Annotated in this window: 19 protein-coding genes; 10 read left to right on the forward strand and 9 right to left on the reverse strand. The window is 64.2% G+C overall.

The window, feature by feature from the left end:
- Positions 1–6: 6 nt before the first annotated feature.
- The 4 genes from can to apaG all read right to left on the reverse strand — a co-directional run bounded on the left by can (position 7) and on the right by apaG (position 3195).
- On the reverse strand, positions 7–672 hold the full coding sequence (gene can, locus KIT10_16100; GenBank protein MCW5900781.1) for a carbonate dehydratase: 666 nt from the start codon (positions 670–672) through the stop codon (positions 7–9).
- 29 nt (positions 673–701) lie between these two features.
- Entirely contained in the window at positions 702–2309 is a 1608-nt protein-coding gene (locus KIT10_16105; protein MCW5900782.1) for a SulP family inorganic anion transporter, read from the reverse strand.
- Positions 2310–2406: 97 nt separating this feature from the next.
- Entirely contained in the window at positions 2407–2739 is a 333-nt protein-coding gene (locus tag KIT10_16110) for a hypothetical protein (protein ID MCW5900783.1), read from the reverse strand.
- 69 nt (positions 2740–2808) lie between these two features.
- Positions 2809–3195, reverse strand: a complete 387-nt coding sequence (gene apaG, locus KIT10_16115; GenBank protein ID MCW5900784.1) for a Co2+/Mg2+ efflux protein ApaG — start codon at positions 3193–3195, stop codon at positions 2809–2811.
- 109 nt (positions 3196–3304) lie between these two features.
- Here apaG and KIT10_16120 point away from each other — a divergent pair, with 109 nt between their 5' ends.
- The 5 genes from KIT10_16120 to KIT10_16140 all read left to right on the forward strand — a co-directional run bounded on the left by KIT10_16120 (position 3305) and on the right by KIT10_16140 (position 8217).
- Positions 3305–3622: a hypothetical protein gene (locus KIT10_16120; protein ID MCW5900785.1), complete on the forward strand. Its 318-nt coding sequence runs from the start codon at positions 3305–3307 to the stop codon at positions 3620–3622.
- Positions 3623–3656: 34 nt separating this feature from the next.
- Entirely contained in the window at positions 3657–4709 is a 1053-nt protein-coding gene (locus KIT10_16125; GenBank protein MCW5900786.1) for an SMP-30/gluconolactonase/LRE family protein, read from the forward strand.
- Between the two features lie 309 nt (positions 4710–5018).
- The gene (locus KIT10_16130; GenBank protein ID MCW5900787.1) at positions 5019–6752 is read left to right on the forward strand and encodes a hypothetical protein; all 1734 of its coding nucleotides are present in this window, start codon (positions 5019–5021) and stop codon (positions 6750–6752) included.
- Between the two features lie 285 nt (positions 6753–7037).
- Positions 7038–7580 carry a 2'-5' RNA ligase family protein gene (locus KIT10_16135; protein MCW5900788.1) on the forward strand — a complete coding sequence of 181 codons (543 nt, stop codon included), beginning with the start codon at positions 7038–7040 and terminating at the stop codon, positions 7578–7580.
- Positions 7581–7710: 130 nt separating this feature from the next.
- Positions 7711–8217: a hypothetical protein gene (locus tag KIT10_16140; protein ID MCW5900789.1), complete on the forward strand. Its 507-nt coding sequence runs from the start codon at positions 7711–7713 to the stop codon at positions 8215–8217.
- A gap of 4 nt (positions 8218–8221) precedes the next feature.
- On the opposite strand, the gene KIT10_16145 is transcribed toward KIT10_16140, so the two are convergent.
- Positions 8222–9748: a DUF853 family protein gene (locus KIT10_16145; protein MCW5900790.1), complete on the reverse strand. Its 1527-nt coding sequence runs from the start codon at positions 9746–9748 to the stop codon at positions 8222–8224.
- Between the two features lie 132 nt (positions 9749–9880).
- On the opposite strand from KIT10_16145, the gene KIT10_16150 reads away from it, so the two are divergent.
- The 3 genes from KIT10_16150 (at position 9881) to KIT10_16160 (ending at position 12989) form a co-directional block, all read left to right on the forward strand.
- On the forward strand, positions 9881–10270 hold the full coding sequence (locus KIT10_16150; protein ID MCW5900791.1) for a hypothetical protein: 390 nt from the start codon (positions 9881–9883) through the stop codon (positions 10268–10270).
- A gap of 153 nt (positions 10271–10423) precedes the next feature.
- Positions 10424–11986, forward strand: a complete 1563-nt coding sequence (locus KIT10_16155; protein ID MCW5900792.1) for a hypothetical protein — start codon at positions 10424–10426, stop codon at positions 11984–11986.
- Between the two features lie 85 nt (positions 11987–12071).
- Positions 12072–12989 (forward strand): hypothetical protein, encoded by a 918-nt coding sequence (locus KIT10_16160; protein MCW5900793.1) that lies wholly within the window; start codon positions 12072–12074, stop codon positions 12987–12989.
- A gap of 154 nt (positions 12990–13143) precedes the next feature.
- Here KIT10_16160 and KIT10_16165 read toward each other — a convergent pair whose 3' ends face one another.
- Both KIT10_16165 and KIT10_16170 read right to left on the reverse strand, forming a co-directional pair.
- Positions 13144–14112, reverse strand: coding sequence for a cytochrome c (locus KIT10_16165; GenBank protein ID MCW5900794.1), 969 nt, complete (start codon positions 14110–14112; stop codon positions 13144–13146).
- Positions 14113–14479: 367 nt separating this feature from the next.
- Entirely contained in the window at positions 14480–14998 is a 519-nt protein-coding gene (locus KIT10_16170) for a DUF4440 domain-containing protein (protein ID MCW5900795.1), read from the reverse strand.
- A gap of 261 nt (positions 14999–15259) precedes the next feature.
- Here KIT10_16170 and KIT10_16175 point away from each other — a divergent pair, with 261 nt between their 5' ends.
- Both KIT10_16175 and KIT10_16180 read left to right on the forward strand, forming a co-directional pair.
- Positions 15260–15787 carry a hypothetical protein gene (locus KIT10_16175; GenBank protein MCW5900796.1) on the forward strand — a complete coding sequence of 176 codons (528 nt, stop codon included), beginning with the start codon at positions 15260–15262 and terminating at the stop codon, positions 15785–15787.
- A 43-nt stretch (positions 15788–15830) separates the two neighbouring features.
- Positions 15831–16427 carry a hypothetical protein gene (locus tag KIT10_16180; protein MCW5900797.1) on the forward strand — a complete coding sequence of 199 codons (597 nt, stop codon included), beginning with the start codon at positions 15831–15833 and terminating at the stop codon, positions 16425–16427.
- 32 nt (positions 16428–16459) lie between these two features.
- Here the strand turns inward: KIT10_16180 and KIT10_16185 are convergent, their stop codons facing one another.
- The gene (locus KIT10_16185) at positions 16460–18181 is read right to left on the reverse strand and encodes a hypothetical protein (GenBank protein ID MCW5900798.1); all 1722 of its coding nucleotides are present in this window, start codon (positions 18179–18181) and stop codon (positions 16460–16462) included.
- A gap of 114 nt (positions 18182–18295) precedes the next feature.
- Positions 18296–19357 carry a hypothetical protein gene (locus KIT10_16190; protein ID MCW5900799.1) on the reverse strand — a complete coding sequence of 354 codons (1062 nt, stop codon included), beginning with the start codon at positions 19355–19357 and terminating at the stop codon, positions 18296–18298.
- Positions 19358–19464: the final 107 nt, after the last annotated feature.

Here is a 19464-nt window from a genome sequence, read left to right on the forward strand (position 1 = left end):
CGCTGGTCAGCGAACGGTCACCGCGCGGCGCTCAGGCTCGTACGAGTCGCGTGTCACGCCCAGGTCCTTAATCACGCCATCCTTCAGGCTGTAGACCCAGCCGTGGACCTTCACCTTGCGTCCGTTGGCCCAGGCATCGCGCAGCAGCGAGGTGCGGCTCAGGTCGTACACCTGCTCGGCCACGTTCAGTTCCACCAGACGGTCGAAGCGCTTGTCCTCGTTCCGGATGCCCTTGAGTTCATCGGTATGCAGCCGCACCACATCGCGGATGTTGCGCACCCAGTTGGCCGCGTAGCCGCCGAACTCATTGCCCATGGCGGCCTTCACACCGCCGCAGCCGTAGTGGCCGCACACGATGATGTGGTCGATCTTCAGCACGTTCACGCCGTAGTCCACCACGCTCAGCAGGTTCATGTCCGTGTGCAGCACCATGTTGGCGATGTTGCGGTGTATGAACATGTCGCCGGGCATGGTGCCGGTGATCTCGTTGGGCGGCACACGGCTGTCGCTGCAGCCGATCCACAGGAAGAAGGGATCCTGGTGCTTGGCGAGTTCCTTGAACAGTTTGGGGTTGACCTTGTGCATGCGCTTGCTCCAGTCCTTGTTGTTGCGGAGCAGCGCCTCGTGCAATTTGGGGTCGTTCTTCTTGGTCGTTTTGGTCTTCTTGCTCATGGTCGTGGTTTCTTTTTCTGGTCCCTGTGTCAAGGGGTGATGCGTTCGGCCACCTCGCGCACCTGCTCACCCAGTTCAGTGGGGCGCTTGCCGCGTTGTGTCCTATCCTTGAAGCCGACGAGTTCGCAGCTGATGCCGCGCTTCGCCGCCTCGCCGATGAATTCTTCGATGATCTCGCGCACGTCCGGGTCCAGGTCCACCGTGCGGCGCGCATCGATGATCACCTTGGCCCCGTCGGGCAGTTCGCCCAGGGTGCGCTTCACACCGGCCTTGTTCAGGAAGGTGACGTCCTCGCTGAGCTCGATGTGGATGGGCATGCCGGGCAGGTGCTTGCTGGGGTCGAAGTGGAAGGGTGTGCTGTAGTTCTTCCAAAGGATGTGGATGATGGCCACACCCAGGCCGAGGAAGACGCCGGTGAGCAGGTCGATGAAGGCCACACCCACCACGGTGACGATGAATGGTGCGAATTGCATGAAGCCCGCCTTCCACATGGTCTTGAATTGCGATGGCTTGGCCAGTTTGTAGCCCACCATCAGCAGCACGGCGGCCAGGCTGGCGTTGGGAATGAGCCGCAGCACGCCGGGGATGGCCAGCACGCACAGCAGCAGCAGCATTCCGTGCAGCACGGCGCTGAGCTTGGTGCGCCCACCGCTCTGGATGTTGGCCGAGCTGCGCACGATCACCTGCGTGATGGGCAGGCCGCCGATGAGGCCGCTGAGGGTGTTGCCCAGGCCCTGCGCGTGCAACTCCCGGTTGGCGGGGGTGACCCGTTTCCAGGGATCGAGCTTGTCGGTGGCTTCCACGCACAGCAACGTTTCCAGGCTGGCCACGATGGCCAGGGTGAAGGCCACCGTCCAGAGTTTGTAGGACATCAGTGCGCTGAAGTCCGGCATCACGATGATGCCTGAGAGGTCGGCATCGCCGAGGTTGCCGAGGTTCGGCAGGTCGGGCAGTTCCACGTAGTGCCCCAGGCCTACTTCCAGCAGCGCATGGCCTTGGAACAGCATGGCCAGGAAGATGCCCGCGGCCACGGCCATGAGCGATCCCGGCACGGTGGCCAGCGCCTTGATGCGGCGCAGGAAGGGCCGCTCCCAGAGTATCAGCAGCGCGAGACCAACCAGGGTGATCACCACGGCGCCCGGGGTGATGCGGTCCATCATGTTGCTGAATTCGGTCACCTGGTCGTAGTGGTCGGCCTCCTCGAAGGTGAAGTGCTCCACGCTGTGCTCATCGTAGCCCATGGCGGGGAAGATCTGCTTGCGCAGGATGAGGATGCCGATGCCTGCGAGCATGCCCTTGATCACCGAGTTGGGGAAATAGTAGGCGATGATGCCGCCCTTGAGGAAGCCCAACGCGATCTGGATCAGGCCCGAGATGACCACGGCGGCGAGGAAGAACTCGTAGGTGCCGAGATCCTCCACCGCGGCGAGCACAATGGCGATAAGGCCCGCCGCCGGGCCGCTGACACCCAGGGGGGAGCCGCTGGCCAGCCCCACCACCACGCCGCCCACGATGCCCGCGATGAGACCCGCGATGGGTGGCGCGCCGGATGCTGCCGCGATGCCAAGGCAGAGTGGCAGCGCCACGAGGAAGACGACGATGGAGGCAGGAAGGTCCTGTTTCCAATGGGACAACATGCGGGAACGGTTTGGATGGATCCGAAGCTACTGACCAGCGAAAACGGTGGCGCGTGGTGCGGCACGTGGCAACGGCGCGCACAGGGCGGGCCGGCGGTCAACCCATCCAGGGCGGTGGGTGCGGAACCTCCCCGTAGAGGGGCATGCAGGGCACATCGGCCGGTGACCAGGGATGCGCGTCGTCGTCGTCTGATCCACCGTGGTCCGGCATCACCACCCAGGTGAAGGCCACGGCATGTTTGGTCTCCTCCTCTTCGCCCACCGGGCTGGGTGTGGGAACACCATACTCATCGCAGATCACGCGCGTGCCGCTGGCGTTCATCACCCACGGCATCATCCACAGCCAGAAGGCCACGAACAGGGCCAGTGCGCGGATCGCCAGGCCGTACACCAGAAGTGCACGGGAGGTGGGGGCGAAGGGGCGTGTCACGGCCGCGAAATTAGGGGCGGGCCGCTTGGCCCCCGGAGGTTTGTCACGAATTAACACCCGGATGATGCCTCAGTTCTCCAGCGCGGGCCAGCACAGGAGGAAGGGCGGAATGCGCACGCGGAACATGCTGCCATCGTCCATGCGGCGCATCAGATAGCTGCCTTCCATGCGCCCCAGACCGCTGCGCAGATCGCAGGCACTGGAGTAGGTGAAGGAACCGCCCGGCAAGAGCACAGGTGTCTGGCCCACCACGCCGGGGCCTTCCACTTCGCGTTCGCTGGCCAGGCTGTCGGTGATGGTCCATTGCCGGCGCAGCAACTGCACCGTGCCACGGCCCGTGTTCACCAAGGTGACCCGGTAGCCGAAGACGAAACGACCTGCGCGCGGATCGCTGTGCGCCGCATCGAATCGTGCGCGCACCGTCACTTGTATGTCGTGCGATATCGCCGTGGACATGGTGCAAGGTTAAGTGGTATTGGTAGTTGGAACTTGGGAAGTTGAGAAGTTGGGGGTCTATCGTTCGCGTATGCGATCACCACCGCGCAGGTTACATTCACCGGCCACCATGCCAGCGCGCTCCATCCTGTCCATCGCCTGCCTGCTGTTCGCCTCCTTCGTGCTGGGGCAATCCGGCGCCGCGAACAAGAGCAAGCCGGTGGCCGCTGCGCCACGCGCCATCTATCATGCCGATGAGGACCTGTGGACGCTGGATCCGCCTTTCGCGGCCGATGAGCCCTACGTGTTGCAGGACCGCAACGGCCTGGTGATCGGCGGCGCCACCCTGCGTGCCGGTGCGGCCATCGACCTGTCCGGCCTGCCGCCGGGCATCTACGTCATGCGCTTCTCGCGGCGCAATGTGGTGGTGCCCATCACCCGGGAGTGATCGCCGCGCCGCTACCTTGGCGCTCCTTTCACCCATGACCACCATGCGCCTTCCGTTGTTGCCGGCACTGCTCCTCATCACTTCCGCACAGGCCCAGTACCAGGGTCCCGAAAGCGTGGAGTACGACCCCGTGGGCGACCGTTACCTGGTGAGCAATACGCAGAGTTCCTCCATCAAGGCGCGCGACCAGGCCGGTGTGGTCACGGACTTCGCCACGGGCCTGCCCAATGCGCCCTATGGTCTGGAGATCATGGGCGATGTGCTCTACGCCTGCATGGGCAATGGCGTGCGCGGCTTCAGCCTGACCACCGGGCAGCAGGTGTATGTGCGCAACCTGGGCGCCAGCTTCCCCAACGGCATCACCACCGATGGCACGCACCTCTACATCACGGACTTCGCCAGCGGCGCGCGCCGCATCTACAAAGTGGATCCCGTGGCGGACAGCCATGTGACACTGGTGGCCAACACCGGCCAGCAACCCAACGGCATCGTGTGGGATCCGGTCGGCGACAGATTGGTGGTGGTCTTCTGGGGAAGCAATGCGCCGATCAAGAGCTATGACCGCATCACCGGCGCCGAGACCGTGCTGGTGGCGAACACCGGCGTGGGCAACATCGATGGCGTCACCATCGACTGCAACGGCGACTTCCTCATCGCTTCGTGGAGCCCGGCGCGCATCACACGCTACGTTTCCACCTTCGCTGGCGGCGGAACGAACCTCAACGTGCCCGGTCTGAACAATCCGGCGGATATCGACTTCGACGAGTTGCACCAGCGCGTGTGCATCCCCAACACCGGATCGAACACCGTGGTGCTCTTCGACATCAGCGCGCAATGCCTGCCCACCAGCGTGGATGTGGTGGATCATGTGTCGATCCAGGTATGGCCCAGCCCCACCAGTGGGCCGTTGTGGATACAAGGGGTGCCCACCGGGGAGCCCTTCACGCTGCGCGATGCGCTGGGTGCGACGGTGCTCTCCGGCAGCACCATGCGCGGCACCGCGCTGGATCTGGCCGCGTTGCCGACCGGCCTGTACTTCCTGCACCTGCCCCTGCGTGCCTGCATCCGGCGTGTGGTGAAGGAGTGACCGCCGCTCGATCATCGTCCGGCACCGCGCGGATGCGCACCGTCACAGGCAGATGGTCGCTGTCGGCTTGGCACCATTCGATGCGGTCCTTGGGAAGATGATCGAGGTGGGTCCGCAGATATGGGTGCAAGGGTCGCTCGTTCGCCTGCCAGGTGCGGAGCTGTCGCCACGATGTCGCTCACTCCACACAGGTGTCGTTGAGCAGGGTGAAGCGGAAGGAGAGACGGTTGTGCGCGACGGGATGATCAACCTCCATCGCCCTTTTCGAATTTCAGCGGGTTATCTTTCATGTCCCAAGACCCTATCGCCATGCGTTCCACATTCCATTTGTTGCTGGTCGCCGCTTTGTTCCTGTCGGCCTGTTCCACCCCCGGTCCTGCGGAAGAAGCACCGGAAGTGACCGCCAAGCGCGGCTGCGGACCCACCCTGGTGCACGACCACGACTGGTACACCAGCGGCAAGCGCCAACCCTTGCGCGAAGGGCTGGACGGCCTGCACTACCCGATCACCACGGACGCCTCCCTGCCACAAGGCCGGCGGGACAGTGTGCAACGCTACTTCGACCAGGGCCTGATGCTCGCCTATGGATTCAACCACGCCGAAGCCGCGCGCAGCTTCTGGCAGGCCGCGCTGGACGACACCACCTGCGCCATGGCGTGGTGGGGCTTCGCCTACGTGATGGGCCCCAACTACAATGCCGGCATGGAGCCGGACAACTACCAACGCGCCTGGGACGCCGTGCAGCAGGCCATTCGCCGTATGGACGCTTGCACCACCAAGGAACGCGACCTGATCGACGCCATGGCGCAACGCTATGCCCATGAACCGCCCGAAGACCGGGCGCCGCTGGACGAGGCCTATGCCAGTGCCTTGCGCGTGCTGGCCCACCGTTATCCGGACGATCCGGACATCGCCACGCTCTTCGCCGAAAGCCTCATGGACCTGCACCCCTGGGACCTTTGGGGAAGGGATGGCGGCGTGAAGCCCTGGACGCCGGAGATCATCGCCGCGCTGGAACGCAGCATCAAACTCTTCCCGGACCACCCCGGTGCGCACCACCTGTACATCCACGCGGTGGAAGCCTCGCGTTCGCCGGACCGCGCGCTGCCCAGTGCCGCCTATTTGGAGCACGCCGTGCCCGGCAGCGGCCACCTCACGCACATGCCCGCGCACATCTACATCCGCACCGGCCGCTACCACCAGGGCGTGGTCACCAATCAGCGCAGCGTGAAGGCCGATGAGAAGTACATGGCCGCCTGCCACGCGCACGGCATCTACCCGCTGGTCTACTTCCCGCACAACATCCACTTCATCAGCGCCTGCGCCGCCATGGGCGGTGAACGCGAACTGGCGTGGGAAAGCGCGCTGGACCTGCGCGCCAGTCTGGCACAGGACCTGATCCATGCGCCGGGATTCGCCGCGCTGGAACACTACCACGCCTACCCGTGGATGGTGGCCGTGAAGCTGGGCATGTGGGACCGGCTGGCCAGGGAGTCGGCGCCGGACAGCATGCTCTACGGGGCGGCGCTCTGGCATTTCGCGCAGGGCATGCGGCAGGCGCGCACCGGCGAAGTGTCCAAGGCACAGGTATCGCTGGAAGCCCTACGCCGTTTGGTGGCGGATGAGCGCATGCAGACGCTGACCATCTGGGAGGTGAACACCGTGCCCGGCATCCTCGCCGTGGCCGAACCGCTGTTGCGTGGCGAGATCCTCGCTGCGCAAGGCGATCTGGAGGCGGCGATCGAAGCGCTGTACCGGGCCGTGGACGCCGAGGATGCGCTGCAATACCAGGAGCCGCCCGACTGGCCCTTCCCCGTGCGGCACGATCTGGGCGCGCTGTTGCTGCGTGCCGGACGTTCGGCCGAAGCCGAGCAGGCCTACCGCGAGGACCTTTTCCACTGGCCGGAGAACGGCTATGCCCTGCAGGGCTTGCGCTCCGCGCTGCGCGCCCAGGACCGCCACGATGCCGCCCGCGACCTGGGACCGCGCATAGACAAGGCTTGGGAGCACGCCGATGCCGCGGTGCGCACGGCCATGCGTTGAGCGGGCCAGGGCTGTCGCGCCTTGGCTCAATGAACCTTGAATGGACATGCATTCGCGGTTCATCCAGGTCATACACGGATCTCATGGAAGCGGCATTGCTGTCCGACACCTGACCATCAACGTCCCTATACGGTCAGGAACGAACGGAATGCAGCGGCTTCAGCCCACCAGTATGCCGACCTGACCTGAGCGATCCTCAGCGTGGGGCGGTCCCATCAGGTGCTTACGCCCTGGTGAACTGGCGCCGCTTCACGGGATGCGAGCGAACTTGCGTGATCTTTCGACATGTCGCCCGAAGAGAACCTGCGTCTTTTCCTTGGCACCTTGGTGCCCCGTGAGATCTGCGCCACGATCCGTGAGGCGGCGGCCCCACACCTGCGCGATCGCGCGTGGCGTGCGGCACCCGAGCGGCAATGGCATGTCACCGCGCTCTTCGTCGGCCAACGGTCTGCGGCGGACCTGGAAGTCATCCGCGACGCAGCGATACGCATCGCCGCGAGCACAGCACTCCTCAACTTGCACAACGGCGTGCTGTGCACCATGGGCCAGGAGCGCCCCACCATGATGTGGCTGCGCTTTCCGCCGCATGCCGGCCTCACCCAACTGCACCATGCCCTGGCGCGCAGCACCGGTACCACACCGGTGCCCTGGCCGGTTTACACGCCGCATGTGACCATCGCGCGCAGCAAGGGATCACCGAATGCTTTCGTGGAAACGCGCATCACCGTGCCGGAACTCGCACTGGCGGAACTCACGCTGTTCCGCTCCGATCCCGGACCGGAGGGCACGGTGCACACCGCACTGGAAAGCTGGAAGCTCGGCGGGTAGCGCACGGTTTTCTTTCCAAGCTGCATGTTGTACCCCTGAAAATACCCTGGTCAGGGTATTGTGGCCGCCGCTGTGCGACCAAAAGCTTTGTGCACGGCCAAGGGGCCCGATGCGACAAACCTCTTTCACCATGGACAAGTCCAAGCTCCCCACCATCGTGCTGGCCCTGCTGATGCTGGCCACGCTCTTCCTGGTGTACCAGAACTACCGCCTGCGCGTGTCCTTGGATGGTTTGCGATTCGACGCCTGCGCCCGCGCCGAGACGCAATGCCGCGGCGCGTGCGATCAGGTGCGCGACCAGGCCCTCATGAGCGCAAGGCTCGATTCCGGTCTTTGTGTCCTGCCACGTCACCAGCGCATCACCGAGTGCCAGGTGCGTTTCGTCAACGATCCTGCGGCGCGCAGCCAATGCATCGAGGATGTGGAAGCGGACTTCCAGCGATGCATCGCACCCTCGCAGGCGCGGAAAGCGCGCGCACTGGAAGTGCATGAAAGCTGCCTGGCCGATTGCGCCGCGCGCTTGCGCGATTGCCACCGGCAGGATCTTTTCGACCAGGCCCAGCGGTGGCGGGACCGTTTCATGGAGATCGAGAAAGTGGTGGATCCGCGGCAGCCGCCACGGCCGGGCTTGCCTTAAGGGCTCAGCGCCGTCGCCGGGAGGTGGAGCGCAGTCCGAGCACCCCCAGCAGCGTGCGGGCAAGTTCGCGCACCACGGTGTTTGTGGCCTGCCGCTTCAACACTTCGGTGGGGTCGTTCACACGGCGTGTGGTGGTGCGCGGTGCGGGTTTCGTGGTCGGTGGGGGTGCATGTTCGGTCGCCTCGCGCATGCGGCGCTCCAGCATCTCATGCGCGCTGTCGCTATCCACCGTTTTGTTGTAACGGCCCGCGAGCACGCTGCGCGCCACCAGCCCGTCGATCTCCAGGGGCGAGAGCACATCCATGCGGCCCAGCGGCGCCCGCAGCAGGGTGTGCGCCAGGGGTGTGGGCATGCCCTTCTCGCTGAGGCCCGTCACCAGCGCTTCGCCGATGCCCAATGCGGTGATCAGTTTCTCGGTATCGTAGAAAGTGGTGAGCGGGTAATTGCGCGCGGTCTTGCGGATGGTGTCGTGGTCCTTGGCGGTGAAGGCCCGCAGGGCGTGCTGGACCTTCAGGCCCAACTGGCCAAGCACACGCTCGGGCACGTCGGAGGGGTCCTGCGTGCAGAAGATGATGCCCACGCCCTTTGAGCGGATCAGCTTCACGATCATCTCCAGTTGGTCCAGCAGAGCCTTGGAGGCCGTGTTGAAGATCAGGTGCGCCTCATCGATGAAGAGCACCAGTTTGGGCTTCTCGGCATCTCCCACTTCGGGGAAGGTGGAGTAGACCTCCGCCAGCAGGCAGAGCATGAAGGTGCTGAAGAGCCTTGGTCTATCCTGGATGTCGGTGAGGCGCACGATATGCACTACGCCCTGGCCGTCCCGCTGGGCCAGCAGGTCCTGCACATCGAACGAGGGCTCGCCGAAGAAACGCTCGGCCCCCTGTTGCTCGATCTCGATGAGTTTGCGCAGGATGATGTTCACCGTGGCCGGGCTTACCTGCCCGTAGGTGGCCTTGATCTTTTCCTTGCCCTCGTTGGTGGTGTACCGCAGCACGCGGCGCAGGTCCTTCAGGTCGAGCAGCGGCAGCTGGTTGTCGTCGCAATACTTGAACACGAGGGCCAGGACGCTCTGCTGGGTGTCGTTCAATTCCAGCACGCGGCCCAGCAGCACCGGCCCGAATTCGCTGATGGTGGCGCGCAGACGGGCGCCTGGTTCATCGCTCAGGCTCAGCAACTCCACCGGCGTGCCTTGTGGGGCGTAGGGCAGGCCCAGCCGTTCATGCCGCTCGGTGATCTTGGCGTTCACCGTGCCAGGCGCGGCGATACCGCTCAGGTCGCCCTTCACATCCATCAGCAGGCTGGGCACGCCCTGTAGGGAAAGTTGTTCGGCCAGCAGTTGCAGCGTTTTGGTCTTGCCGCTGCCGGTGGCGCCGCAGATCAGCCCATGCCGGTTCAGTGTGCGCAAGGGCAGTTTTACCTGGCAGCCTGGCGGTACCTCGCCGTTCAGCAGCGCGCCGCCCAGTACGATGTGCGCACCCGGCGTGGCGTAGCCAGCCTCCATGGTGCGGATGAATTCCTCCCGGTCGCTCATGTTGATCCTTGTGGCGCAAAGGAAACACGGGTCGGCGGCCTGCCGCATGGGCGATCCGCGGTCCACCGGCAGAAATCATCACCAGCCCTGCGGCAACGGCACTGGTCGGCAAGTCCCCTTATCCTTGCACGCATGTCCGCCGCCCCGCCTTTCCGCGACACACCCCTGGCCACCGTCCGCTACACCGCGCCGGACCGCGTGGAGGTGCGTTTCAAGCCCGGCGTGCCATTCACCGTGCCCGGCATCGAGGAGATGATGCGTGTACGCCAGGAGCTCGGTGCCGCCGGGCCGCACCGCGCCATCATGCTGCTGCCCGATCATGTGGAGTTCGACATCCCCATGATCACCACCGACCACTACGCGCAATTGCCCCAGCCCAACACGCTGGCCGTGGCCTGGGTGGCGCGCAACGAACGCAACGCCACCTTCACCCGCATGTACCTGGCCGCGTGGCCGCCACCCTTCCCCGCCGAGGTGTTCCTGGAGGAGGAAGAGGCGCACCAATGGCTGGGGTGGGGGTGATGTGGAAGCGTTGATGGGAAGTATGGCGACATGCCGTCGCAGCCACATCCGTCCAATACCGTTCATCCAATTCCATTCCCGGTTTCCTTGTACCGGCATGCGGCTGTTTCACCTTGGTGTGGCATAGTGGGGCGCGCTCCGTAGCTTCGGTCTATGCTCCTCCGGACCACGCTTCCCCTATTGCTCGCCATCGCCTGCTTCCATTCCGCCGCCGGGCAGGAACCCGTGTGGAGTCCTGATGTGGCCTCCATCATCTACACCAAGTGCGCGCATTGCCACCACGATGGCGGAATCGGGCCCTTCAGCCTGATGAGCTACAGTGATGTGGTGGCCCAGGGCAACGCGGTGGCCTATGCGGTGCAAACGCGGCACATGCCCCCCTGGCCTGCCGACCCCGCGTATCGCAGCTACGCTTACCAGAACGCGCTGACGCAGGACGAGATCGACGCCATCGTGGACTGGGTGAATTTCGGGGTACCGCTCGGCGACCTGGACCTGGAACCCGCACCACCGGTGTTCGGCCCGGCCGGCTCATTGCTGGACACCATCCACCACGTGGTGGCCATCGAGCCCTACACCCTGCAGTTCAATACCGATGAGTACCGCTGGTTCGTGCTGCCCACCAACTTTCCGGACACGGTTTTCGTCAACGGACTTGAAGTGATCCCCGGCCTCAAGGCCGTGGTACACCACGCGGACATTTCCTACGACGCCACGGGCATCAGCGCGGCGCTGGACGCGCAGGACCCGCTGCCGGGTTTCAACAGCAGCACCGGTTCGCCCTACTACAGCTACTACATGAACGCGTGGCAGCCCGGCGGCAATCCGCTGAAATACCCGCCTGACTGGGGCATACCCATACCGCCCGGCGCGGACCTGGTGCTGGAGATCCACTACGGGCCCGGCGCGCAGGGGCAAACGGACAGCACCCGCATGAACCTGCGCTTCGTCACCGCGCCGGGGCCGGTGAGGCGCGTGCGCGTGGGCTGGACCCTCTACGACTCGCCACCCGTGCTCATCGATGGGCCGCTGATGATCCCCGCCAACACCATCCGCACCTTCCATCAGGTCTTCACCCTGCCCAACGACCGGTCCTACCTCTCCATCTGCCCGCACATGCACCAGCTGGGCAAGTCGTACAAGGTGTGGGCGGTGGTGCCCGGCGGCGACACCATACCGCTGGTGAACATACCGCAGTGGATGTTCCACTGGCAGCTCTACTACACCTTCCAGCAGGTGCAGGTGCTGCCCGCCGGCACCGTGCTCATGAGTGAGGGCGTGTATGACAACACCATCTTCAATCCTTACAACCCCAACATGCCGCCGCAGCATGTGTACCACGGCCCCACCACGGCGGATGAGATGTTCCTCTGCTACTTCATCTGGGCCAACAGCAAGCCCGGCGATGAGCACATCGTGCTGGACAGCACATTGGTGACACAAGTGCCCGAAGCCTCCCTTGGCATGGCGCCCCTGGGCCTCTTTCCCAACCCCACGCTGGGCATGGTGCACTTCGCCGTGCCCGACCACGTGGGCCCGCGCGTGCATGGCGTGGTGCGCGACGGCACCGGCCGCGTGGTGCTCGAGACCACATTGCACCGCGCGCCCGATGAGCTCTTTTTCCGGCAGGATCTGGAGCAGCTGGCGCCCGGCATCTACACCGTGGAGCTGGTGAAGGGGGAGTGGCGCGGCGCGGGAAGAGTGGTCAGGTGGTAGGGGGGGAATGGCCCAAGAAATACCCGGACCCGGGTATTGTGAAGCATGTCGCCCCCGGGGTTCTTTGTGGAAACCCTTCCACATCATGAGAAGCACGATCTTACTATTGCTCGCATTCGTGCAAACACTTGGCTCTTGGGCGCAAGGAACAACCCAGAAGGTGAGTTACATCCTGAAGGACAAGACCACCAACTTGACCGTCTATGCGGATGCCCAAGGCAAACCGGATTTCAACAAACCGAGGGTATTGGACGGTTGGCTGTTGTTCAACAAAGTCAACGACAAGCATATCGTGTCGGTACCTGCGGACAAGAAGGGCACCTACATCAAGATCCAGATCCCAGGGAGATCCTGCTCCCAACGTAGCGGGTTGGATCTTGTTAAGTACTGTGGAAATTGCAAGGACCATCCATCCGATCGGATCACGGCTTGTGACTATGGGATGGCATTTTGGGTGTTGAGTGATTTGATCAGAAGCGCGGATGATTTTGACACGGAGGAGGGGAAAAAGAACGCCCCGGTCGCTCCGGTCTACAACACGAGAAGTTGGGATATCAATGTGGGCGTGGTGAGTCTTGCGGGCAAGATCCGACCCGAACGTGGGCGCTTACCCACCATGTTGGACACGGATGTGAACCTGGGTTCCAGCATCAGCTTCCGCCGACGGCTTCATGGTACCAGGGACTACCACTTGTCCTTCGCACTGACCACAGGTTACCAGAGCACCCGAATGACCTCCTACAACAACACCTCGATCGATGGGGATGGCGTGGAGAGTGTTTCATCCATGATCAACGGCTTGGGTTTGGTCTTGGATTTCGACCGTGTGCAGCTCTGTGGATTCGCGGGGATGGACACCGCTTTTGGCCGGCTTTCCAAGCACTATGAGTATCAGGGAACACCTTGGTTCGGACTGGCGTTGGGATTGAACATACTCAAGGATGCGGACAGGAATGCACTACCCGACTTAGGTGGCCCCATGTCCAAGATCCAGAATTTGTGATCGAGCCGCGTCAATGGCGACAGGTGGGCCAGCACTATCAATGGGATAGCTCCCGCCCATACCTGCGCAAGGTCTCCTCCTGCGCTGGGGGGCCTGCGGAGATAATGTTGGGAGAAGGGGGTGAGGGTGCATTACCATGATGCACCGCCCCACCTCAACGCGCCGGTTTCTCCCCGGGCTTGAAGACGATCTGGGCGATGTGCTTGTTGGTGGGGGGCAGGCTGCGCAGGTAGCGGTAGATGGCTTTGAGCTCCAGGGTGTCCATGCGGCTTACGAAGCCCCAAGGCATGTGCGAGCCAGGCTGGAGGCGGCCGGTCTTGAAGCGTTTGATGAAGGTGGCCTCGTCCCAGGCGGCGATGTGGCCGGTCTCGGGGTCGGGCGTGAGGTTGGGGGTGACGAAGGACCAGCCCTGGCTGAAGGTATCGGGTTCCATGTAGAACCCCCCGGCGAAGGGGGTGCCGATGTAGGCGCCGGTGTTCATGTCGCGATCGGTGTGGCAGCCCACGCAATCGGCCACGAAGTTGGCCAGGTAGCGGCCGTAGGCAGCTGTGCTGTCGCGCTGCACCCGCGCGGGCGGCGGCTCCTTGGGCTGGTCGGGGGGGATGAGGCCCAGGGCCTTCACCATCTTGCCCAGGAAGGTGTACTCATGCGCTGGCAAGGCGTGGTCCACCGGTGGCTGGCTGCGCAGGAAGGATATCACCGCGGTGAGGTCCTCATCGCTGAGGCCCTGGAAGGGCATGAAGGGCAGCAGGCCGCGCCCATCGTGGCCCACGGAGTAGCGCAGGGCGCGGGCCAGTTCGCCGTCCGTACGATCGGCGATGCCCGTGGCGTGTGGTGTGATGTTGGGCGCGCGGAAGGTGCCAGGTGGAATGGTGAGTTCCCAGCCGCCGCTCAGCGGGTCCATGGCGCCTTCCTCCACGGCCATCAGCCGGTCCATGGGCATGTGGCAGGCCGCGCAGTGCGCCGGCCCATAGGCCAGGTATCGGCCCCGGGCGATCACATCCGGGTCAGTGCTGGCCTGTATGTCCGGGTAGGGCGCATCGTAGTGCTTGTTCCAGGTCAGTTCCACAAAGAGCCAGAAGCCCGCCACCAGAAGTGCCAGCAGCAGGAGGATCCGTTTCATCCATTTCATGGCAGAGGATTTTCATGGTGAATCTATCCGTGGGGGGGGTGAAATGCAAGCCCGTGGCCGCGCTGGCCAGCGGCACTGCCTTCAGCTTCACCGCCCAGATGGTCGATGGTGCTGACGCCGTCCAGCACGCCCCGCATCATTTCCGTTCATGCACGTTCATCCATGTCCATGCACGGTTCTTCGCATCAGGCCAGCGTTGAAGCCCAAGTCGCCCCGCATCATATCCGTTCATGCACGTTCATCCACATCCATGCACGGTTCTTCAGGCCGGCCCACACTGCGCCGTCAGGCTGGTAGAAAAACAGGAATGCGCCCCTCGGGGCGCATTCCATTTCTTCCAGAACTGAAGAGAAGCGGTTCAGCTGGCGGTGGCGGCAGCCTCCTTGGCTTTGGCGCTCACGCTCATTTCCCGGATGCACTCCCAGCCGTTGGCGGTCTTGCGGAACACGGCCATGTAGGTGCCATGGTCCAATACGTTGCCTTGGGCATCGGAATCGGTCCACGAGCCGATCTCGGTCACGTGGTCCAGGCCCACGAAGATGTCCTGCACCTTGAACACGGGCACGACGTTCAGGCTGTCCTGTTCCATGCGCTCCGCCATTTCCGCGCGCAATGCGGCCTTGCCCTGGAGGGCTTCCTTGCCCGTGCGGTAGCTCACGATATCCTCCGCGTAATAGGCCATGATGGTCTCCACGTCCTTGTTGGCGGCGGCCTTGGCGTAGACCTCCTCCATGTCCGTGATGGCGGCGGTGATGGCGCCCACATCGGGCGGCGGTGGTGCGGACTCGGCGGGGGCCGGGGCCGTGTTGCACGCGGTGCCGCACAGGGCCAGGGCCGCAGCGGCAAGCAGGGTGGGGAAAGCAGTGGATCGTGTCATGGCAGGAAAGGGTTGGGGTGGTTGGACCAGGACGGGATCGTCCAGTCGATGTAAAGTTCATTATTCCCCAGTGGGATGCAACTTTTCGGGGCACGCATCCAGGGGTCGGGTGGAGCCGCCCCCACACCGTTCCCCGCCTCGGTGGGACCGCCCCCCGGGGGCACCGTCACCTTTTGGCACGGACTTCCGTTGAATGCTGCGGGCCAGCCGACGAAACGGCCTCCTGGTCAGATGGGCCTGAGAATATCCTTCAAGCCGGGCATGCGCCAATCGCAACATGCGGCGCGCTACTTCCACGAAACGGTGGAGGGCTTGGTGGAGGCCATGGTGGATGGCCTGACCGAACACGCCTATCTGATCCACGGGGAGGAGGGTCCGGCTCTGCGCCTGCGCGTATGGAGCGCCAAACCGCTCAACGAACAAGGCCTCCACGAACTCTTTGAATGGTTGCTGGCCCTGCGCGCCGATGTGGACAGCATGCACGCGGGTCCCGATGGGGGGGAGGCCCTGGCACCGGTGGTGACCAACTGGCTCAGCCCGCACCTGGACGGGGCGCAACTTTTCGCCGAACTCTCCATCGCCGCGCCGGATCCCGGCCTGGCGGACCGCCCGGAATTCGCGCTGGGCATGGTGCGGGGCCGCTGCGTGCTCCTCAGCACCGACACGCTCATGTTCAGCTGGCTGGAAGGAGGCATGTTCGGCCTTTCCCTGGCCGGCCGCGGCAGCTACCTGCTGGAACTGGTGGAAGGCGAGGACCAGTTGCCGCGCCAGTGGCGCAAAGCTTCCTAAGGTCCCATCGGCACCGGCGCGCGGTGGATTACCTTGCTGCCGCATGCGCTCCGCTCCGGCCGTCTTCGCGCCGATCATCCTCCTGTTGCTTTCCGCTTCCACTGCTCTGGCCCAGCCGGGTGGCTTCGCTATTTGGAAGGGCCAGGACCTGGTGGGCCAGGTGCGGGTGGATCGCCGCGTGCAGGGCGAGCGGGTCCTGTACGCCATGACTTCGTATTCCGAGGTGATGGCCGTGTGGAAGCGCATCGTACGCACCAGCGTGGCCACCGAATATCTGCAAGGGCAACTGGTGCGCTGCCACAGCAGCTTGCGCGTGGACCGCGCACTGAAGGACAGCAGCCACCTGGACCTGCGCGGCCTGGAGCGCACCGCCTACCTGCACCCGGGCCGCAAGCCCGAAGCGATCTGTGCCAACCCCTGGAGCACCGCCCGCATGTATTACGAGGAGCCCGTGGGCCAGATGAGCGTGTATGTGGAAAGCGTGCTCGCCGATTGCCCGTTACTGCACCTGGGCGAGGGCCTCTACCGGCTTACGCTGCCCGGCGGCAAGGTGAACGAATATGTTTACCACGCCGGCGTATTGCAGGAGATCCGCGTGCTGCGCACCTTGTTCGATCTGGTGTTCCGGCGGGTGAGTTGAGTTGGCGCGCCAGTGCCATCGCCAAACCACACTCAGCGCCTCACCACCAGCGGCAGTGGTTGCCACCTGCCTTGGGCATCGCCTACCAACAGGTGGTACAGGCCGGGTGCCAGTTGTTGCACCGGGATCAGGGCGCTTGGCTGGTCTTGTCGAACAGGCCCATGCACCAAGCGGCCAGCGGCATCGCAGAGCGACCATCGGTGGGGTCCTGGGCCACTGAAGAGCACCTGGCAATGTTCCGTTGCAGGGTTGGGGAAGAGGGTGGCCAGCGGCGCGGGTCCCGTTTCGTGGAGATAGGTCGTGATATCCTGCGTGTAGCACGCCACAAAGGCATCGTGGCCATGGGTGGCCTGTAAGAGCAGACTGCCGGGGCCAGGGTCCACATCCATGGTCAGGCGGAACTGCCCGGCCACCACCACCTGCCCCTGATCGTCCACCGCCACGGCGTGTGCCTGATCGATCTCGGCGCTACCCAAGGGAAAACCCCAACGGTAACTGCCATCCGGCCCGTAGCTCACCAGCAGACCATCCAAGCCGCCCACCACGTCAATGAACGCGGTCTCAGGCGCCGGATCCAGATCCAGGTGGTTGTTGAAGAATACGCCGAAAACCCCGGAGAGGTAAACGCGGTCCTGGTCATCCACCGCCAGGGCGAGGCCCTCGTTCAAGTAGGATGAAAGGCTGAAGGCCCAAGCCAGTTCACCGGCAGGTTCGTATTTGGCGAGGAACATGTCTTCGAAGATGCTCGACGCCACGACCTGGGGTTCCGCGCCGGGGGCGAAGTCGCTATCGCTGGTCATGCGCCCGGCGATCACCGGTCCACCGTCGGGTCCCACGGCCACGGCGCGCGCCCGTTCGCTGCCCGTGCCGCCGATGCCATGCACCCATTGCAGCTGGCCGTCAGCATCAAGCTTCATCAGAAAGAGGTCGTCCGCGCCCTGGCTGCTGCGCAAGGCCTCACCGGGGCCAGGGTCGAAGTCCACCGTTTGGCGGAATTCACCGGCCACGAACACCGCGCCATCAGCAACCACGGCCACGCCATGCGCCATGTCATGCCCAGGGCCTCCCACCGCGCAGCCCCACACGAAGTTTCCCTCTTCATCGAGGCGCAGCACGAAGGCGTCCTTCAGGCCATGGCCTCCAGCCATATGCACGCCCGTACCCGGATCCATATCGCCCGGTCCGCCCAACACACCTGCTGCGGTAATGCTTCCATCATGTCCGATGGCCACGGCATGCCCCATGTCGGTGTTCGCGCCACCGATCAGCTGCCCCCACAGGAATTCACCATCGGCATCCAGCTTCAGCACAAAGGCATCCATGCTGCTGTTCACCGTGGCCACCAGGTGTTCGCCCGGACCGGGATCCAGGTCCGCCGCCCCCGAGATGCCGCCAGTGATCACAATGTGGCCCTGATCATCCACCGCCACGCCAAGGGCCTGGCAGGGTCCTGCGCCACCCAGACTGTGTCCCCAGAGGTAGTTGCCATCGGCATCCAGCTTCTGGATGAATGCCCGGGTGAAGTTGCCGCCTGCGTGCAGGTCATGGCTGGCACCGCTGTCCAGATCGATACCGCCCACGAATTGGCCCACGGTGATCACCGTGCCATCCGGTGCGATGGCCACGCCATGCGCCTCCTGGGTCTGCCATTCGCCACCGCCCATGGATGCCGCCCATTGCAACTGCTGGCCTTGCAGCACAGCGGAAAGAGGCAGCACCAGGAGCAGTAATAGGGAGCGGCTGGGACCTGGCATGGCAGCATGGTGTTGATAGCATGAAGTTAAGCCATGGCCATCGGCCCAGGATCATCAGCGTGGTCATGGGCCGCGATGGCCGAAAATGTCCGGTCCGCACCGGTGACCGCTCGGTCAATGTTCCTTCACCAGCGCCACACGCCATGCGCCAGGGCCCACCAGCCGGTAGAGCCCCGCGGGGAGGTCATGCAGATCCAGCGTGAAGCGTTCGGCAGGCACCGTGCCGCTGTGCAACACCTGGCCTGTGGCGTTGAGCACTTTGAACGGCGACCCCACGTCGGCGGGGCCGGCTTCCACGGTGAGCAGTTGTGAGAAGGGGTTGGGGAAGGCCAGCACATGGCCCTGCATTGGCCGCGTGTCCATACCTGTGGTACCATTGTCGCGCAGGCAGCGCACCGATTTGCCGCTCATCTTGTTGCCATAGTAGTGTCCCAGGTGGCGCGCGTCGGCCTGGCCACCGTAAAGCAGCAGCCGGTAGCGGGTCACCTGCAACGAACCGGCGGGCGGCATCGGATCGCTGTCCCACCACATGCCGTACATGGCCTGCCCGGTGAAGTGGCCATCGAGGTAGCCGCGCACGCCGCCGGGCCGCCCGGTGAAGCCCGCCGCGTTGTTGTATTCCGGTTCGTTGCCCGGAACGCCCACGATCGCCGTATCCTCCAGCCACAAGGCGGTGTCCGCCATGCTCTTGCCCAACTTGTTCAACGGGCCGATGATGCTGGTGCTGCCATCATAGGTCAGTCCGTTCGCCACCAACAGTTCCACCAGTTGCGTCCAGTCGGCATGCGAGGGTACACGCCAACCGGTGGGGCACGCGCTGCGGCCGCCGTTGCTGGTGGAGTCGATGGCGTACCAACTGTACAGCGCGCCGTAGAGCTCCTTGTTGGCGATGTCGTCATCGTACCAGCAATAGGCCGGTGTGTATTGGGGCATGGGTACGTCCTGCGCGGCCCAGGCGGCGTCGCCTTCGATCAGCAGCATCTCGCTGCCATCCGTATAGCGCGTGGTATGCAGGTTCTCCGCCATCCATTCCTGGCCGTTGGCATAGATCAGAGTGGGGTATAGGTTGCCCTCCACATCCATCACCCCATCTCCCGGCACATACACTTGTGCGAACAGCGGCAGGCTCAGGCAGGCGAGGGCACAGCAGGGCAGGCATTGGAGCAGGTGGGACATGGCGAGAGGTGAAGGCTGGACAGCAACCTGACGGGCCGGCAGGGGCAAAGGTTGTTCACCAACAAGGCGGCCATGTCGCCAAGCTCCGATCGACCCCGATAGTTCCA

The sequence above is a fragment of the Flavobacteriales bacterium genome (assembly GCA_026129465.1).
Classification (GTDB): Bacteria; Bacteroidota; Bacteroidia; order Flavobacteriales_F; family PHOS-HE28; genus PHOS-HE28.

What these genes read in the sequence shown, in the direction of transcription:
- apaG (MCW5900784.1), bottom strand. Translation starts at nt 3,195, where the DNA reads ATGTCCACGGCGATATCGCACGACATACAAGTGACGGTGCGCGCACGA.
- KIT10_16160 (MCW5900793.1), top strand. Translation starts at nt 12,072, where the DNA reads ATGAGAAGCACGATCTTACTATTGCTCGCATTCGTGCAAACACTTGGC.
- KIT10_16165 (MCW5900794.1), bottom strand. Translation starts at nt 14,112, where the DNA reads ATGAAACGGATCCTCCTGCTGCTGGCACTTCTGGTGGCGGGCTTCTGG.
- KIT10_16185 (MCW5900798.1), bottom strand. Translation starts at nt 18,181, where the DNA reads ATGCCAGGTCCCAGCCGCTCCCTATTACTGCTCCTGGTGCTGCCTCTT.
- KIT10_16150 (MCW5900791.1), top strand. Translation starts at nt 9,881, where the DNA reads ATGTCCGCCGCCCCGCCTTTCCGCGACACACCCCTGGCCACCGTCCGC.
- KIT10_16140 (MCW5900789.1), top strand. Translation starts at nt 7,711, where the DNA reads ATGGACAAGTCCAAGCTCCCCACCATCGTGCTGGCCCTGCTGATGCTG.
- KIT10_16105 (MCW5900782.1), bottom strand. Translation starts at nt 2,309, where the DNA reads ATGTTGTCCCATTGGAAACAGGACCTTCCTGCCTCCATCGTCGTCTTC.
- KIT10_16155 (MCW5900792.1), top strand. Translation starts at nt 10,424, where the DNA reads ATGCTCCTCCGGACCACGCTTCCCCTATTGCTCGCCATCGCCTGCTTC.
- KIT10_16145 (MCW5900790.1), bottom strand. Translation starts at nt 9,748, where the DNA reads ATGAGCGACCGGGAGGAATTCATCCGCACCATGGAGGCTGGCTACGCC.
- KIT10_16180 (MCW5900797.1), top strand. Translation starts at nt 15,831, where the DNA reads ATGCGCTCCGCTCCGGCCGTCTTCGCGCCGATCATCCTCCTGTTGCTT.
- KIT10_16120 (MCW5900785.1), top strand. Translation starts at nt 3,305, where the DNA reads ATGCCAGCGCGCTCCATCCTGTCCATCGCCTGCCTGCTGTTCGCCTCC.
- KIT10_16135 (MCW5900788.1), top strand. Translation starts at nt 7,038, where the DNA reads ATGTCGCCCGAAGAGAACCTGCGTCTTTTCCTTGGCACCTTGGTGCCC.
- KIT10_16125 (MCW5900786.1), top strand. Translation starts at nt 3,657, where the DNA reads ATGACCACCATGCGCCTTCCGTTGTTGCCGGCACTGCTCCTCATCACT.
- can (MCW5900781.1), bottom strand. Translation starts at nt 672, where the DNA reads ATGAGCAAGAAGACCAAAACGACCAAGAAGAACGACCCCAAATTGCAC.
- KIT10_16130 (MCW5900787.1), top strand. Translation starts at nt 5,019, where the DNA reads ATGCGTTCCACATTCCATTTGTTGCTGGTCGCCGCTTTGTTCCTGTCG.
- KIT10_16175 (MCW5900796.1), top strand. Translation starts at nt 15,260, where the DNA reads ATGCGCCAATCGCAACATGCGGCGCGCTACTTCCACGAAACGGTGGAG.
- KIT10_16190 (MCW5900799.1), bottom strand. Translation starts at nt 19,357, where the DNA reads ATGTCCCACCTGCTCCAATGCCTGCCCTGCTGTGCCCTCGCCTGCCTG.
- KIT10_16170 (MCW5900795.1), bottom strand. Translation starts at nt 14,998, where the DNA reads ATGACACGATCCACTGCTTTCCCCACCCTGCTTGCCGCTGCGGCCCTG.